The organism is Nocardia sp. GCM10030253 (genome assembly GCF_042675075.1).
GTDB lineage: Bacteria > Actinomycetota > Actinomycetes > Mycobacteriales > Mycobacteriaceae > Nocardia.
In genome coordinates, this window is the sequence record NZ_JBHTDL010000004.1 from 920,153 (window position 1) to 937,505 (window position 17,353).

Here is a 17,353-nt window from a genome sequence, read left to right on the forward strand (position 1 = left end):
TCGGCCGTGCCGTCAGCCGCTCTTGCGCAGCACCCCGGTGATCGGGCCGAGCAGTCCCGGCATGCTGTAGGACAGCGACCCGTCCGGTTGCAGCGTGACCGTCGACACCGAGCCATTGTCCATGCAGTCGGCCGGACTTTCGACAAGCCTTGCCACCAAGGTTATTTCGGTAGAGGCCACGGTTTTCAACCGTTCGACGCGGGAGCACTTCTGGCGCGATACCGAGCCGGTGTTCGACGACTTGGCTATTTCTTCGCCGATCTGCCCTTCCTCGATGGTCAGGTCGATATCGAACGAAACGAGGATGTCCCTGGCGACCCCGGTCCAATGACCGACAAACCCTGCGGGCACGCTGCCCGCGGCGGTAGCCGACGTGGTGCTGGAAGGCGCTGAGGTCGAGGTTTCCTGGACCGATGACGCGGGCGCTGTGGTGCTGGCGACCACCGAGGTACCGGTAGTTGCGGACGTTCCTGGCGATTCATCCTTCAGCTGTCCGCCGATGACGAACGCGCCGCCCGCGACCGCGACCGCCGCCACCAGGACACCGGCGATCAGCGCGCCGCGACGGCCGCCGGACTTGCGGGTCGACTGTGCCGTGTCGGGACGTGCCGAGGATTGCGCTCCATGGACCGGCATGGGCTGCGGTCCGGGTCGGTCCGTGGGCAGCGGCTCGGTCCACTGCTGGGGTGCGCCCTGCTGCCCGGGCCAGTCCGGCCCGGTCCGGTAGGACTGGGTGCCCCTGGTCCGATCCATCGGTGGCATCCCGGTCCCATAGGACGGTGCGCCTTGCTGCCAGGTCTGATCCGTCGGCCGGTTCCCGTACGGCGGTGCGCCTTGCGGCCCCGACTGGAAAGGAGGCGAATAATTCAGCGCGGGTCGGGAGACCGTCGGAGCGGACCGCGACGGATCCGGAACCTGCCCGCGCAGTGCGTCCGGCACCCGGACCGGGCCGGAGTCCAGGTCGAGCAGCTGCACCGCTCGCCTGCTCACCTCCTCGAGCACCGGTGCGGGCAGCCAGCCCGCGCGTTCGGGCACGCCGAGGTCGAGCAGTGCGGCATGCAGCTGCTGCGGTGTCGGGCGCGCGGCCTCATCCTTGGCCAGGCAGGCGGCGATCAATGGGCGCAGCCGCTGGGGCACGCCGTCGAGCTGCGGTTCTTCGTACACCACGCGAAACAGCATCTGCACTGTCTCGCCGACACCGAAAGGCCCGTGCCCGGTTGCCGCGAACACGAGAACACCGCCGAGCGCGAAGACGTCGCCTGCCGGACCGACCGGTGTGCCGAGCACCTGCTCCGGGCACATGAAACTCGGTGAGCCGATCACACTGCCGGTAGTCGTGAGCGCGCTGTCCTCGACGGCACGGGCAATGCCGAAGTCGATCACCTTGGGGCCGTCGATGGCGAGTAGCACATTGGACGGCTTGAGGTCGCGGTGCACCACCCCGGCCTCATGTACCGCGATCAACGCTTCGGCCAGTCCGTGCGCGAGCACAAGCAGCGGGTTTTCGGTGAACGTGCCGAACTGCTCGACGGCCTCGGTCAGTGAGAATCCGGCCACATAACCCGTTGCCAGCCACGGCGGATCGGCGTCGACATCCGCGTCGAGTACCGCTGCGGTGAACTGCCCACCGACGCGCCGTGCCGCGGTGACCTCGCGTCGGAAGCGTTCACGGAATTGCGTGTCACCGATGAGATCCGGTCGGATGACCTTCACCGCGACCGTGCGGCCCCCCGAACTGCGTCCGAGGTACACCCGGCCCATGCCGCCCGAGCCGAGCAAGCCAAGTAACCGGTAGTCCCCGATCCGCGTCGGATCGTCCATGTCAAGCGGTCGCATCGCGACGTTGGTTTCCCTTCGGATCGAATTCGAACTCCCGAAAGGCTACCCACCTGCCGACCGGGGTGTCCGCTCACGTCGACGCGAGCTCTGCCGGTCGGGCGCCGCGAACACGTCGGGCCAGCAGATACGCCGCGATCGCGGCGGGGATGTTCATGAGCACGCCGTACACGGCGGGCGGTACCGCCATCGCACTGTTGTGCAGGACCGTCGAAGCGACGGCGATGGCGAGCGCGCCGTTGTGGATGCCGATTTCCATGGCCGAGGCAATCGCCTGATCGGCGTCGACCAGGAAGAGCCGCGGCACCGTGTAGCCGATGACGAAGCTCAGCGTCGATAGCACGAGACTGATCGTGGCGAGCTTGCCGATGTTCTCGGTCAGGGTGTCGAATTCGCGGCCCACCGCGGCGACGACGACGAGCAGCAGCACGACGGCAGACACGATCTTGACGTTCTTGCGCATCCGGTCGGCCCACGCGGTGAAGCGACGATGCACCCACATGCCGATCGCGGCCGGGACGAGCACGATCGCGAAGACCTGGACGAACTTGTCCGGGCGCAGCCCGATGGCCGCGTCCTGCTCCATGAACAGCGTGTACGCCAACGAGACAACCAGCGGCAGGGTGAATACCGCGAGGACCGAGTTGATCGCGGTGAGCGTGATGTTCAAGGCCACATTGCCACCTGCGATATGACTGAACAGATTGGCCGACGGGCCGCCGGGCGCGGCGACGAGCAGCATCATTCCGACTGCCAGGGCGCCCTCGAGCCGGAACAGATAGACAAGGCCGAGGCAGATCGCGGGGAGCAGCACCATCTGACACACCAGGGCGATGACGGCGGCCTTGGGATAGCGCAGGACGCGGGCGAAGTCGTCGACGGTCAAGGTCAGGCCGAGACCGAACATCACCAGTGCCAGGGCAAGTGGCAAGAATACCGCGAAAATCGTTGAACCCATTCGGATCTCCTCGTTGCCGGACTTGATCGGGTGTCGACGTTATCGACTCGGGCAGCAGGAAGCGAGTCGGCCGGGGGTGCTGCTACGCGCGAAATGCGACGAACCGACCGGACCGTGCCTAACCGAATATTCGCCAATCGGTTGCTAGGGTCGGCTCGCACTCATGTGTTGATCTGTCGGACGTACCGCGTATCGGTCGAGGAGGGTCATGTTGTCGGGGCGTGAAATGACGCGGCTGTTTGTCCGCACGTTCCGATTGGCGATGGCGGCCGGTGCGGCGGCGACGATGATCGTCGGTGCCGCCGGGACCGCCGCGTCGCAGGAATCGACCGGCAACACGCACACCGAGAAGTGGACCGCGCTACACGACGGTCCGCAGCAATACCCGGAGATCCACATCGACTGGGATGTCCCGATCCAGATGAGCGACGGAGTCGTGCTGAAGGCCAACGTGTATCGGCCGGTCGACGGCTCCGGATCGATCGTCGAACAACCCCTGCCGACGATCGTGAACCTCACCCCGTACACCAAACTCTTGACGAACCTGGTCAATTCCGCGCTGTCCATCCCGGGCCTCCAGCCGCTGGCCATGGAGCTTGCCCGGCGCACCAATCTGTCCGGCACGCCGATCAGCGGATTCGGTGACCTGCTGCACTTACTCGACGGCGGCACGGTCAGGACCGTTCTCGGCATCGACGACAACCTGATCCGCAGCGGATACAACCTCGTGGTCGCGGATGTGCGTGGCACCGGCTTTTCGCAGGGCAGCTGGGAGACACTCGGCGTGCGTGAGCAGTTGGACACCCACGAGGTGATCAACTGGGCGGCGGCTCAGCCATGGTCGAACGGCGATATCGCGATGAGCGGCGGTTCCTACGCCGGTATCAACCAGTTGCGTGCGGCCGAAAACGCGCCGTCCGCACTGAAGGCCATCTTTCCGGTCGAGCCGGGCAGTGACCTGATGCGCGATGTCGTCGCGCCGGGCGGCGGTGTCGGCACCACCTTCCTGCCGCTGTGGCTCAGCAACGTGAACCAGCTGAAACTGCTACCGGACATACAGTCGATGTTCAACGGCACCTTCGACTGGAAGTGGTTCCACGAACGCATGGCCGACCCGAGTACCAATGTGGATCTGCTGGCCCAGGCACTGCTCACGCCTTCGCTTGACGACATCCCGCCCGCACTGCAGGCCGCGCTGGATGCCGAAAGCCCCTTCCGTCAAGGCATTCTGGGACGTCCGGAGCGAATTACGGTGCCCACCTTCGTGTACGGCGGCTGGCACGACATCTTCGCCAACAGCGCGACCAAGCTCTACAACGCCATCCCGTTGCCCCCTGGAAAGAAACAGCTCGTCGTCGGCGACACTTATCACGCGAACCCGGGGGCGGGAACCGGCTACGGTGTGGCCCCGCCGCGACTGGATGTGATGCAGCGAGTGTGGTTCGACAAGTGGCTCAAGGGCATCGACAACGGGATCAGCGATTTCGGCCCGATCAACCTCTGGGAGCAGGGTGGCGGGTGGATCACCATGGCGCAGTTCCCGCAGCACGAGGTCAATCACCGCCGCGTCTACCTCTCCGCCGCACCGAGCGGCAGCACCGACGACAGCCTGCACGACGGATCGCTGACGAATGTGAAGCCGACAGACCAGGCAACATTGACGGTGGCGCCCGGACTCACCACCATCTGCTCGCGCGACACCGCCCAGGGCTCGGCCGGAATAACCGCGGTACTCGACGTCTGCGCCAAGGACTCCCGCATCGCCGAACGCAACGGGCTCACCTTCACCAGCGCCGAGGTCACCGAGCCGACGGTGATCTCCGGCCCGATCAACGTGCACCTCAACACGATTCACGACGCATCCGACGGCTATTGGAGCGTCACCGTCAACGACGTCACGCCCGAAGGCGCCTCGATCGTGCTGAGCACCGGCCAGCTCACCTCCTCGATGCGCACGGTCGACGAGTCCAAGAGCGTCCGTTCGGCCAACGGTGACTACACCGCCCCCTACAACCCGATCACCATCGACAGCTTGCGCCCGGTCGTGCCGGGCAAGCCGACGACACTGGATATCGCCGTCATACCCACCCAGGCCGTGCTGCAGCCAGGGCACCGCCTGCGCGTCGACGTCTTCGCCGGGAACTCGCCCAAGGCACTGGCTTTCCGGCCCCTGCTCAACAACACGAAAATGAAGCCCCAGCACCTGCGGCTCGACCCGGCCGCGCCGAGCTTCGTGAACCTGCCGACCAACCGTCCCGTCGACTGACGCTACAGCTGCGACATCACCTGCGCGGCAATCAGTTCGAGGTGCTCGCGTAGCCCGCGGCGGCACCGGCGGTGGTCGCCGAGGCGTTTGATCGAATCCCACACGCCTGGGCATGATTGGCGGGTGGCGAGCGCGGTCGAATCGGCAGAGCAATTTCGTACCGGTGGATCGCCGAGGACGATCTTTGCGCGACGGCTCGTCGAGCTGTTCGACGCGGCGGGCAATCCGACCTTGCGCCAGGTGGCGGCCGCGGCGCAGGCGCGCATGAAGGCGGCGCGTGGCCAGGCTCGGGGGAGCACGGCGTCGTTGCAGCGCATCAGTGACTGGCGGTCGGGCAAGAATGTGCCCGCGCAGTTCGAGCCGCTGGTACCGGTATTGCTGACGCTCGTCGACCTGACCAAGAAGTCGGCCGATCCGGTGTCCGGCGCACTGGTCGACCTGCAGGAGTGGCAGCGGCTGTGGAAGGCGGCGGACTCCTGGCGACCCGAGTCCGACGACGCGAATACCGTCTGCCCCTACCGCGGCCTTGCCTCCTATGGCCGTACCGATGCCGACCAGTTCTTCGGCCGTGCCGGCGCGACCGCCGAATTGGCCGAACTGGTGCTCGGTCCGATCGACGGCAAGGGGTCGATCGATGCGCGGCAGAGCGCGGCGGACGGTGGCGGCATGGTCGCACTGGTCGGCGCCTCGGGCGCCGGGAAGTCATCGCTGCTGCACGCGGGCCTGATCCCCGCTGTCCTTGCGCAGAGCGGCGATTGCGTGGTGGCGACCCTCACGCCGGGCGCGCGGCCGCTCGAGGCATTGACCGAGGCGTTGGGTGACCCGGTGGCCGACTGGGCGGTGGGCCGGCGTGGATTGTTGATCGTGGATCAATTCGAGGAACTGTTCACCGCGTGCCACGACGACGGTGAGCGGGACGCCTTCCTCGCTGCGTTGGCGGACATCGCCGGGCCACACGAGAATCGCTGGGGCATAGTCGTGCTGGCTATCCGCGCCGACTTCTACGCGCCGTGTCTCGACTACCCGGTCCTCGAGGATGCCCTGAAGAACCGCGACTACGTGCTCGGCCCGATGCGCCTCGGGGAGTTGTCCGAGGCGATCACCGGCCCGGCCCGAGCGGCGGGCCTCGAACTCGAGTCCGGGCTGGTGGAATTGGTCATCACCGAGCTGTGTGGATTGGGCGATCATCCGGATCGGCGCCGATACGATCCCGGCGCGCTGCCACTGCTATCGCATGTCATGGCCGCGACCTGGCAACATCGAGAACGCCTGCGGCTGACCGTGGCCGGATACCGCAAAGCTGGCGGCGTGACCGGCTCGGTGGCCGCGACCGCCGAGCGGGCGTGGGACGAGCTGACCGTGTCCCAGCGGATCGAGGCGAAACCGCTGCTGCTGAGCCTGGTCAGCGTGGGATCTGAGGGCCACGACACCCGACGTCGCGCGGACCGCGCCGAATTGATCACGCGGGCTGTGGATTCCGAGGCCGCCGCGGCCGTGCTGGAGACATTGGTCCTGGCCAGGCTGGTCACCTCGGATTCCGACAGTGCCTACTTCACCCACGAGATCGTGCTCGGGGCATGGCCACGATTGCGTGCCTGGATCGACGAGGATCGGGTCGGCTACCTGATTCGGCAGCGACTGGAATCCGACGCGGTGGACTGGGCCGCGTCGGGGAGCGACCCCGCTCTGCTGTACCGCGGCACCCGGCTGACGACGGCAAAGGAGGCGGCGGGCCGACTCGACAGCACCGAGGTAGTGGCCGAATTCCTCGCGGCGGCGCAGTCTTCCAAGCGTCGGTCGCGCCGCTGGGCGGCCGCGACCCGAACCGGCTTGGCACTGCTCGGAGTCGGTGTACTCGTGCTTGCCATCGCGGCCTACGCACAGGGCAGATTGACCTCCGAGCAGCGCGACAACGCGATGCTGTCCGCGGTGCTCACGGCTTCCGAAGGCCTCCGCAGCACCGACCCCTCGCTATCGGCCCAACTCGACCTGGTCGCGCACCGGATCCGGCCCGATGACCAGGTAGTGAATTCGCGCCTGCTGAGCACCCAGAACCTGCCGTTGGCAACACCTCTCACCGGGCACACTGGGGCGATCGGCCAGATCGCGTATCACCCCGGTGGCCGAGTGCTGGCCTCCGCGGGCATCGACCGCACCATTCGTCTCTGGGATGTCGCGGATTCGGCGAATCCGCGCCAGCTGGGCGCTCCGCTCCGGTGTCCCGATCCCGCGACCTCTGTCGCATTCAGTCCTGACGGGGCGGTGCTGGCCGCGGCATGCGGTAGTTCGATACGGCTGTGGAACGTCGAGAATCCGGAGCATCCGGTGGCGTCGGAATCGCTTCTGCCCGACGGCGGCAGCCAGGTGACCGCGGTGGTCTTCAGTCCTGATGGACGAATATTGGCCGCGGCCAACGACAACCGCACCGTGACGCTGTGGGATCTTCACAGTCAGGGGCGTCTGCGAAACCAGCCGCTACCAGTCGGCGCCTCGCGACCGATCGGCGGGCCGATCCGGTCGATGGTCTTCAACCCGCGAGGCAACTGGATGGCCATCGCCGATGACAACTCGGTTCAGCTCTGGACTGTCGCCGACCCGGCCTCGCCGGAGCCACTCGGTCCGTCGATCACGGTGGCGGCGCGACCTATTCGCGCGATCGCTGTCAGCCCGGACGGCGCGACGCTGGCGATCGGCACCGGCGAAAGCTCATTCCTGTCGGCGGGCATCGGAGATGCCACGGTGGCGCTGTGGAGCCTGGCTGATCCGCTGCGGCCATATGCACTCAGCAGCGTCTTGGTCGCCGCCAAGTCAGCCCTGGGGTCGGTGGCGTTCAGCCCGGACGGTGACGCCATGGCCACCGGCGACCGCGCCGGGGTAACGGTATGGAATATCGCCGATAGGGCGCACCCGACGCGGCTGGGTGAACAGCTGTTGGCGGCGTCCGCGCCCTGTCCGGAAGTGAGCCTGACGCCGGTCTGCCAGGACGAGCAGAATTCGCTGGTGTTCAGTGCCGATGGTCATACGGTGGCAGCCGCGGGTACGCGTGGCGTGGTGCGACTGTGGTCGTTGCCGCCTGCCGTCATCGGCGGTCGGCTCGGTTGGTCGGTGCTGGGGCCTGCGTTCAGCACCTCGGGCAGCATGGTGACAGGTGCGATCGACGGCGACGCGACCCTCTGGGACCTGCGTGATCGCGCGAGCGTGCGGCAGTTGGCCAATCTCGGACCCGGGCCGTTCCACGAGTTCGGTGCCGGGTCGTCCATCGGCCGTGATGGTCGTCTGGTTGCCACCACCTCGGGATCGCCCCCGCGGCTACGACTCCTCGAGGTAAGTGATCCCACGCATGTTCGGACACTGATCGAAATTCCCAATGTCTTCGCCGGGTGGTTGAGCCCCTCATCGCGGTACTTGTGGACCCTGTCCGACAAGGCACCGTGGAGCTTCCAAATCTGGGACATATCCGATCCCGTACGACCGGCACGACTCAGCGGACCGGTACCGGCCGCCTCGGCGCCTTCGGGCGCGATCGCGGTAGCCGGAATGCACGACGGCGTGGTGGCGACGATGGGACCCGAACTGGACGCTGCCGGTGAAAAGCTCTATGCGATAAAGCTATGGGACCTGTCGAATCCCGCCGAACCGCGTGAGGTCAGCCGAATTACGAGCGAGCCGTCGAAGCCGATCAGTTGGTTCGGCATGAACCCCGACGGGAAAACCCTGGTGAGTTTGGCCGCGGATACGCTGCAAGCCTGGGATATCACCGTGCCCTCGAATGTTCGCCCGCTAGGCGAATCCATAGCCACCCACGGCTTGAATATCCAATCGATCGATTTCAGTCCCGACGGCCTCCTGATGGCCACCGCGAGTGCGGATTCCACGGTGCGACTCTGGGATATCACCGACCGTGCGCGTGCGAAACCGATCGGAAACTCCATCACATTGCCGAGCACGACGAGCTGGCAACTGGCCTTCGACCCGGCGGGCCGGTATCTGATCGGCACCGGCAACGGCGTCATGAGCATGTGGGATCTCGATGTCGAGCACGCAATCGCGCGGATCTGCGATGTCACCCGTACCGTGCTGACCCGCGAGGTATGGCAGGCGAGGCTGCCTCAGATCGCCTATCGTCCGCCCTGCGGGGAGTGATTGCGCGGCCGGTGATTCGGTAACAGTTCGCGCTGCGGTCGTTCGAGGGCGGAAAGCTGTTCTGTCACATCGACGCGAGCAACTCTCGCGTGCGCCCTGTCGATCACCGCGCGCAGTAGGCCCTGATGATGGCGTCGCCGAGGTCGTAGTTGCCGGGCGTCTCCACGAGCAGGTGGTATTCGTTCGCGGCGGCGACCACCTGTCGGCTGCCGTCGTCGCTCATCATCATCTGGGCCGCGTAGCCGAGAACCAGACCGACGTAGACCCACGTGCCGCCGCACGGGGTCTGTGCGCGGAAGGCTCCTAGTACGTAGCTGCCGACGCTGCCGTCCATCGGCATGGTCGTGGTCAGTTCCCGCTGCTGTGCCGGGGCGAGGAGCTGCCCGGAATGCAGGGCCCTGGCAAACGTCGCGAAGTCGTCCAATGTCGACACCATCGCGCCTGCCGCACCGTACACCTGAGGATTGGAGAACGACACGTCGCGCTGCCAGGTGTAGCCGTGCAGCCAGTTGCCGCGCAATGTGGGATCGGTGGTGGGGAATGTGGTGTCGCGCAGGTGCAATGGCTCGATGATGCGGGTGCGCACTTCGACGGCGGGGTGGTTGCCGGTGACTGCCGTGATGACCATCCCGGCGAGCAAATAGTTGGTGTTGGCGTAGGAGAACCGCTCACCCGGTGCGCCGCCTCGCGGCAATGACGTCGCGATGTTCACCAATTCCTGTGGATCCCACGGTTGTCGTGGGTCGGTGTTGGCCAGGTAGGGCAGTGCGACTCGTGGGTCGCTCGTGTACTCCGCGAGCCCGGAGGTGTGGTCGAGCACCTGGCGGAGGGTGATGGCGGTGCCGCCGGGGACCGCACCCGGGATCCACCGATCCAGCGGGTCGTCGAGGGTCAGTCGACGTTCGGTTTCCAACTGCAGCACCACCACTGCCACGAATGCCTTGGTGAAGCTGCCGATCCGGAACTGTGCGGCCGGGTCGGCAGCGGCCCTGGTCGCCAGATCGCCGTAGCCCGCATGCACGTACTGGGTTTCGGAGCCGCGACGGACCAGGCCGATGACACCGGGAAAGCCGTGCGCGACAGCGGCTTCGGCGCCGGTTCGCAAGATCTCGGCGGGCGTTGCCGGCTCGTCGGCCCCGGCCGTGCCGGTCATCGCCATCATGAAGAGCGCGGCGATGAGCGCGGCTCGGACGGACGTGATCACGAGTTCCCCTCCAAAAGAATTCGGTGCGGAAACTACCGCAGCCAGGACGACAGCGATTACGCGTGGGTCCCTCCGTCGCGAGCGGATTCCGGTCCGGAATCCGGTTCCACTGCTGTGACCATTGGTTTCCCGACGTTCGGTGGTGCTGAGCGGGACACCGGCCACGCCTGTCTCGCTAGCGTTTTCACCGCAGCGGTCGGTGCCGACGACAGACGGGGAGAACAGATGAGCACGCCCAATTCCGCATACCTCGATATACCGGCGGGCCGGTTTCAGCTCGCGGGTATGTGGTCTCGGCTCGGCGCGCGCATCATCGACACGATCATCATCGGCATCCCGATCGGGATCGTCGACGCCGTCATCTACCGAGCCTCGGTGCCCTACGACGGTATGGGCGACGACAGTTCAGGCTTCGGAATCGCGGAGTTGGTCCTCGCTGTTTTGCTAGGTCTTGCCTTCAGCTTCGCCTACGAAGTCGGCCTGACCGCAACGCAGGGCGCGACATTCGGCAAGAAAGCACTCGGCATCCGAGTAGCCCGCGCCGACACCGCGGGCGCGCCCGGCGAAGGCGTCGGCGCCGGGCCGGCATTCACCCGATGGGCAACCCTCGTATTGCCCAGCGCGCTGTGCGGACTGTGGGGATTGCTCTGCGCGGCATCACCATTGCTCGACGACCTCGCCGGGCAGGGTTGGCACGACAAAGCGGCCGAGACCTATGTGCTTTCCGCGCGTTAGTCCGATGACCCAGAGCCCGACGGTCGTCGATGACATACCGCCACCCCACGCTGCGAGCGCCGACCCGGATGTTCCGGTCCGGAATATCCGAGTCGGGTCCTCCACCTGCCTATATGTGCTCAGTCGTGCGATGTCGCCATGGCGGCCACCGTGGCGGGTTTCCTACTGTTCGGACGTGGATTCGAACCGCCGAATCCACTCGGCTCCGGGGCCCGAGACCACGAGCGGGTGGGGCATTTCGTCGGCTGGGCCATCTGGAGGGGAGTCCAGCCGACGAAATCCCACTAGCGTCGAAGGTCTGGCTCCGCGTCCGCCGCGACGAAGACAACGTTCCAGGAGCCCGGTTAGTGTGACCCTGATAGGCGAGACGAAGGGGCCTGCCGATGGCAGCTGAGGAGGCGGTATGACCGAAGAGGCCGCTGCGCCCGTTGTTGTGGTGATGGGTGTTTCCGGGTGCGGGAAGTCGACGGTGGGTCGATTGCTTGCCGAGACCTTGCATGTCGAGTATGCCGAGGGGGACGACTTTCATCCGGAGCAGAACATCGCGAAGATGGCGGCGGGAGTGCCGCTGACGGACGCGGATCGGGCGCCATGGCTCGACATCGTCGCGGGGTGGTTGGCGCGGCGGCAGGGGCGTGGTGGGGTGGTCAGCTGTTCCGCGCTCCAGCACAGTTATCGGGACCGGTTGCGGGCAGCGGCGCCCGAGGTGTTCTTCGTGCATCTCGCCGCGTCGCGGGACGAGCTTGCGCACCGGATGGCCTCGCGGCGTGGTCATTTCATGCCATCGAGTCTGCTCGATTCGCAGCTTGCGGCGCTGGAACCGTTGTCCGCCGACGAGCGCGGCATCATGGTGGACGCGACCCGCGCTCCGGCGGAGCTGGTGCGGGAAGCCAAAGTAGCGCTGGGGACCCAGGCTAACGCTTAGCTGCCGGGCAAGGCGGGCGCGGGGCAGGTCCCGCCGGACAGGTCGGGAATACATATCCCCGTCGCATCCACGAGCAGCAGACCGCCGCCGACGACCAGCGCCGCCACCGCGATCGCCCCGAACACCAGCACCCACAGCAGGCCGGGCAGGTGGGTGAGCCGGGCGAGCTGATCGGCGTCGGAGTCGGCGCCACCCGGCGTGTTCCAGCGCCGCCGTCGGCCACGCTGCAGTTCGATCACAGGCCTGGTGCCCGCGAGCAGCAGGAACCAGGCGCCGAGGTAGGCAAAACCCGCTTGGAGGGTGTCGGTTCCGAACCAGGAGACGGCAAAGACGATGGCGCCCAGGCCGAATACGGTCAGCAGCCCATAGATATTTCGGACCTTGATCAGCACCGCGGCGAGCAGGGCGATCGCGGTCCAGAGCATCAGCGTGATCCGTTCGGCACCCAGCAGTGCCGCGAAACCGAGGCCGAGTAGCGGCGGTGCCGGATAACCGGCCATCGCGGTGAGAATCATCCCGAGGCCGTAGGGCTTTCCGCTCGACACCGTCAGACCCGAAGTGTCCGAATGCAGTGTGATGCTGTTGAGCCTGCGCCCGGTCAGCAGCGCGAACAATGCGTGACCGCCCTCGTGTGCGATGGTGACCACGTTGCGGGTCAGCCGCCAAACCGGTCCGTAGCCAACCAGAAAAAGCGCGGCCACCCCCGTCCCGACGACCAACCACCACGGCGGCGCCATCTGCGTCGTTGTCAGCCGATCCACGATCGACGTACCGCGTTCGACGAATTCCGCTCTGCTCACCGCCGCACCTTATCCGTCGAAACCTGGTCGCGCCCGTCACAGTTCAGTTGAATGCGGGTCTCACGATCTCGGCGCGCGCGGCCGATCGCCGTGCGGCGTCCAGGATGAGCAGCGTGCTGATCGCATCGCGCGGGTTCACCGGGACGGCGGCGCCGTCGAGCAGGGCAGCGGCCATCGCCGAATAGAACGCGAGGTAATTGCCTGCGAGGGTCGGGTACGGCGCGGTATTGGGGTCCGCGCCGAGCAGCCCATATCGCTCGGGTTCGACTGTGCCCCACTGTCCCTCGCCGTCATCGGGCCGTCGGCCCGCGCGCAGCGCTTCCTCCTGCGGGTCCAAGCCATAGGTGACATAACCCGCTTCCGAACCGAGCACCCGCAATCGCGGACCGAGCTGCGGTGCCACCGCGCTCATCCACAACTGGGAGCGAACGCCCGACTCATGGGTGAGCGCGAGAAACGCGTCGTCGTCGGTCTGGATCCCCGCCCGCCGCCGGTCCAGCTCGCAGTACACCGTGCGCACCGGCCCGAACAGCGTCAATGCCTGGTCGACGAGGTGGCTACCGAGATCGAAGAGCAGGCCCGCGCCGTCCTCGGCGCTGCCGACCTCACGCCATCCGCCCTTCGGCACCGGCCGCCACCGCTCGAAACGCGACTCGAAACGCCGCACTTCGCCGAGCCGACCGTCGGTGTCGAGTTCGCGCACGGTCAGGAAGTCGCCATCCCAGCGGCGGTTCTGGAAGACCGACAATGCCAGGCCGGCCCGCTCGGCACGCGCCACCAGGTCCTCGGCTTCGGCGACGCTCACCGCGAACGGCTTGTCGACAACCACCGGCAGACCCGCGTCCAGTGCGTGCCGTGCCAGCGGCGCGTGAGTCCGATTGGGCGTCGCGATGACGACGAGATCGAGCCCTGTGGTGTCAGCGAACAGCTCGTCGGCGCTCGCGACCACCCGCACACCGGGATGCTCCTGCCGCGCCTGCTCGGCTCGCTCATCGGACCCGGTGACCACCGTCGCGACCCGCATGCGCGGCTCGGAGGCGATCAGCGGTGCGTGGAACACCGATCCGGCCAGTCCGTACCCGATGATCGCGACCTCGATACTGCTCACGCGGAAGACGCTACCGCGCGGCCCGGTGGCAGCAGCGCAGCAGCGCGTGAAGGAACGGCGGGCGAGATCGTGCCCGCGCAGTCGAGTCGGCTCGACGCAATCGGTGCGTGGATGGCAGGCGAGCGAAGCGGCTGTGAAGATTGCCGGAGGAGCCTGACCTCCAGATCGCCGCAGTGTCCGATGTTTGCCGATTGATTGCCATTGCATGCTTATCCGTGTCACATTGGTAGCTCGTGTGGCGGTCATGTGCGTTCCACCGCCGAGAAGTCGATGTCGAATCGGAGGCTCGGATGGTCATGAATGTTGCGGACGTAATGTGGAAGATGCTGGCCGAAGCCGGTGTCAAACGGTGTTACGGCATCGTCGGTGACGCGTTGAATCCGACGATCGACGCGCTGCGGCGTCATGGCGGCATCGAATTCGTGCACGTGCGGCACGAGGAGGCCGGTGTGTTCGCCGCGGTTGCCGAAGCGTGTCTGACCGGCGACCCGGTGTGCGTCTGCGGGACGGCGGGTCCCGGTGTCATGCATCTGCCGAATGGTCTGATGGATGCCAAGCGCGAAGGCGTCCCGGTCATCGCCATCGCGGGCGACACCGTGACCAGTGTGCTCGACACCCAGGCATTGGAGGAGGTCAATCCGTACACCGCGTTCGCGGTGGCCTCCCGCTATACCGGCCGGATCGTGAATGCGGAGCAGACGCGGGCGGTCGTGCAGACCGCCATCCGGACCGCGGTGGGCGAGCGCGGGCCTGTCGTGATCGCGCTGCCCGGCGATGTGGCGGTCGCGAAGGCGCCGGCGGGTGCGTATCAGGCTGTGCTGCATCGTCCTCCGGTGCTCCGGCCCGCCGACGAAGACCTGCGCGCGTTGGCCGAGCTCATCGATTCCGCCGGCACCGTAACCATTTTCGGCGGCGACGGCTGCCGGGAGGCGCACGACGAGGTGGTCGCGCTGGCCGCCCGGCTGCGGGCGCCGGTGGGCTATGCCTATCGAGGCAAGCAATGGCTGGAATGGGACAACCCGTTCGCGGTCGGGATGACCGGGCTGCTCGGGTGGGGCGGCGCGTATCAGGCCATGCACAACTGCGACCTGTGCCTGCTGCTCGGCACCAGCTTCCCGTTCGCCGAGTTCTATCCGGAGAAGCCCAAGAAGGTGCAGATCGACGCCAAGGCATCGGCGGTCGGCAGGCGCACCCATCTCGACATGGGGTTGGTCGGCGACATCAAAGACACGTTGCGCGAACTGCTGCCGCTCATCGCGGAAAAGACCGATGACGCGCATCTGGAGCGTGCGGTGCACAGTACCGAGAAGTGGCGTAAACGGATGAGCCACTACGTCACCCGCGGCCCAAGAGTAAGTCCTATCCGGCCCGAGTACCTGGTCTCCACCATCGACGAGATGGCAACGCAGGACGCGATTTTCACCGTCGACACCGGAACACCGTGCATCTGGGCGGCGAGATACATCACCGCAACCCGCGGCCGCAACATTATCGGCTCGTTGTCATGGGCTTCGATGGCCAACGCCATGCCGAACGCGATCGGCGCCGCACTGACCTGCCCCACCCGGCAGGTGATCGCGCTGTGCGGCGACGGCGGAATCACCATGCTGCTCGGCGATCTGATCACCATCGCCACGCTCGAACTGCCCGTCAAGTTGGTCGTCTTCGACAACGCCGAACTCGATTTCGTGCACATCGAAATGGAGGAGGCGGGCCTGTTGCCCTTCGGCACCGACTTACAGAACCCTGATTTCTCCAAGGTCGCCAAGGCGCTGGGCATCACCGGACTCCGTGTCGACGATCCGGCCGACGTCCGCGGCGCCGTCGAACAACTGCTGGCCACCCCTGGCCCTGCGCTGCTCGACGCCGTGGTCGACCCGCACGCGTTGAGCATGCCTCCGCACGTCGGTTTCGGCGAGGCCGAGGGGTTCGCGCTCAGTATGGCCAAGCAGGCGATCAATGGCAGCCTCGACGAGGTGATCGACAGCACCGTGGGGAATGTGCGGCTTTTCTAGCGCGGACGCATCAGCGGACTGGATCGACGTCGAATGTAGTTCGCTCCATGAGCAATGCGGCGAAGGTGAGCAGCCAGGCGCCGACGGCTACCACCATCAGCAGCTTGCCCAGTGTCTGCAGCCCCGACACGCCGGCGTCGGCACCCGTGCAATAGGCGGCGACAGCGGTCATTGCGAGCGGGAAAACCGTCGCCCAGCGACGAATGTCGTAACCGGGCCGTGGGCGGATGACCTCGGCGATCATGAGAATTGTGTAGACGAGCAGGTTGAGGCCGAGCACGAGCAGCGCGGTCACCCGCAGCGCGTTGTGCGCGGTACCGGTCCAATGGTGGGACGCAACCAGTTTCGACGCGGCGAGCGCCGAGATTGCCAATGCTCCGGTGGCCATCCACTGATCGCCGGGGCCGCTCCAGACCTGCTGCAGATCGAAGCGGAGCAACGCCGCGACGTAGAGCACCAGCCCGAGGCAGAACAGCCCGAGCGCCACCGGCGCGAGCCAGTCGCCCTTGTCCGCGAGCGCCAGCGTGCCTGCCAGCATCGCGAGTCCCTGGGTCGCCACGCAGGCCAGGAAGGCGGCGCCCGCCATCCGGCGCTTCCAGTGGTGCAGCACCGCGAACATCAACACCGGCCAGAGTGTCGCCGCAAGCGCCAGCATGGCCGCCGCCGCGGCGTGCCAGCCGAGCAGCGAAAAGCGGGTGCCGAGCACCGTGCCGGCCGCGATAGCGGTCAATGCCGGCGGGGTATCGGCCTCGGCTTCCCAGCGAGAACGGTGCCACAGCAGCCGGGCCGCGAACTCGATAGCGAGCAGGGCCAAGACCGCCACCGCGAGCGCGAGGGCGATCCAGGAAGCCACTTCGAAACCGGTGAGATGCAGCCCGACCGACACGATTCCGGTCGCCATGACAAACGAGCCCGCCGCGGGCGGTAGGTCCTGCCACCATCGTTGCGCCACCGGGCTATCACATCTCGAGACGGCACCTCGGTCAAGCAACCTGGCAGCAATCGTTTTCGGCGCGGCGGCTGCGACATGCCGTGCCGGTGGGTTGTGCTTGGGTCGGAGGCTGCGGGCGACAGGTCACCAGGTGGCGTTTGCTTCGTCGTTGAGGCGCTGGAGGGTGTCGGGATCCCATGGCTGGAGTCCTCTCAGCTTGTCCGAGGCCAACACGCTCTGCGGGATGTCCTTGCATGGATCGAACCGCGGCACATCAGACGCTATCGAAGACCCGGACGTCTTGTCGCGCCTCCGGAGGGTTCAGCGCCACTGTTCCCCGACGGCCCGCATCCGGCCAGCCCAGCAGCCAGCACTCCCGCCATGAGGAACACTCCCGCGATCGCCCGGATGCTCACCCCCGCTTCCGCTCGC

At 66.6% G+C, this 17,353-nt stretch carries 11 protein-coding genes; 5 read left to right on the forward strand and 6 right to left on the reverse strand.

What is annotated here, in order from left to right; genetic code table 11:
• Positions 1–12 precede the first annotated feature (12 nt).
• Both ACFQZZ_RS08350 and ACFQZZ_RS08355 read right to left on the reverse strand, forming a co-directional pair.
• A complete protein-coding gene (locus tag ACFQZZ_RS08350) occupies positions 13–1,836 on the reverse strand; it encodes a protein kinase (RefSeq protein WP_378676262.1) in 1,824 nt (607 codons plus the stop codon).
• A gap of 73 nt (positions 1,837–1,909) precedes the next feature.
• Positions 1,910–2,794 carry a bile acid:sodium symporter family protein gene (locus ACFQZZ_RS08355; protein WP_378676264.1) on the reverse strand — a complete coding sequence of 295 codons (885 nt, stop codon included), beginning with the start codon at positions 2,792–2,794 and terminating at the stop codon, positions 1,910–1,912.
• Between the two features lie 208 nt (positions 2,795–3,002).
• On the opposite strand from ACFQZZ_RS08355, the gene ACFQZZ_RS08360 reads away from it, so the two are divergent.
• Together ACFQZZ_RS08360 and ACFQZZ_RS08365 are read left to right on the forward strand one after the other, a co-directional pair.
• Positions 3,003–5,060 carry a CocE/NonD family hydrolase gene (locus tag ACFQZZ_RS08360; RefSeq protein WP_378676266.1) on the forward strand — a complete coding sequence of 686 codons (2,058 nt, stop codon included), beginning with the start codon at positions 3,003–3,005 and terminating at the stop codon, positions 5,058–5,060.
• A gap of 123 nt (positions 5,061–5,183) precedes the next feature.
• On the forward strand, positions 5,184–9,203 hold the full coding sequence (locus ACFQZZ_RS08365) for a hypothetical protein (protein WP_378676268.1): 4,020 nt from the start codon (positions 5,184–5,186) through the stop codon (positions 9,201–9,203).
• 103 nt (positions 9,204–9,306) lie between these two features.
• Here ACFQZZ_RS08365 and ACFQZZ_RS08370 read toward each other — a convergent pair whose 3' ends face one another.
• Positions 9,307–10,407: a serine hydrolase domain-containing protein gene (locus ACFQZZ_RS08370; RefSeq protein WP_378676271.1), complete on the reverse strand. Its 1,101-nt coding sequence runs from the start codon at positions 10,405–10,407 to the stop codon at positions 9,307–9,309.
• 225 nt (positions 10,408–10,632) lie between these two features.
• On the opposite strand from ACFQZZ_RS08370, the gene ACFQZZ_RS08375 reads away from it, so the two are divergent.
• Together ACFQZZ_RS08375 and ACFQZZ_RS08380 are read left to right on the forward strand one after the other, a co-directional pair.
• Complete coding sequence (locus tag ACFQZZ_RS08375) at positions 10,633–11,142, forward strand: RDD family protein (protein WP_378676272.1); 510 nt, start codon at positions 10,633–10,635, stop codon at positions 11,140–11,142.
• A 403-nt stretch (positions 11,143–11,545) separates the two neighbouring features.
• Positions 11,546–12,067, forward strand: coding sequence for a gluconokinase (locus ACFQZZ_RS08380; RefSeq protein WP_378676274.1), 522 nt, complete (start codon positions 11,546–11,548; stop codon positions 12,065–12,067).
• Here ACFQZZ_RS08380 and ACFQZZ_RS08385 read toward each other — a convergent pair.
• Positions 12,064–12,867 (reverse strand): M50 family metallopeptidase, encoded by an 804-nt coding sequence (locus tag ACFQZZ_RS08385; protein ID WP_378676277.1) that lies wholly within the window; start codon positions 12,865–12,867, stop codon positions 12,064–12,066. The two genes, ACFQZZ_RS08380 and ACFQZZ_RS08385, sit on opposite strands and share 4 nt — an antisense overlap.
• Positions 12,868–12,910: 43 nt before the next feature.
• Positions 12,911–13,975: a Gfo/Idh/MocA family oxidoreductase gene (locus tag ACFQZZ_RS08390; RefSeq protein WP_378676280.1), complete on the reverse strand. Its 1,065-nt coding sequence runs from the start codon at positions 13,973–13,975 to the stop codon at positions 12,911–12,913.
• Positions 13,976–14,265: 290 nt separating this feature from the next.
• Between ACFQZZ_RS08390 and ACFQZZ_RS08395 the strand changes: the two genes are divergently transcribed.
• Positions 14,266–15,990, forward strand: a complete 1,725-nt coding sequence (locus tag ACFQZZ_RS08395) for a thiamine pyrophosphate-dependent enzyme (protein WP_378676283.1) — start codon at positions 14,266–14,268, stop codon at positions 15,988–15,990.
• Between the two features lie 10 nt (positions 15,991–16,000).
• Here ACFQZZ_RS08395 and ACFQZZ_RS08400 read toward each other — a convergent pair whose 3' ends face one another.
• Positions 16,001–16,942, reverse strand: a complete 942-nt coding sequence (locus ACFQZZ_RS08400) for a tellurite resistance/C4-dicarboxylate transporter family protein (RefSeq protein ID WP_378676286.1) — start codon at positions 16,940–16,942, stop codon at positions 16,001–16,003.
• Positions 16,943–17,353 lie beyond the last annotated feature (411 nt).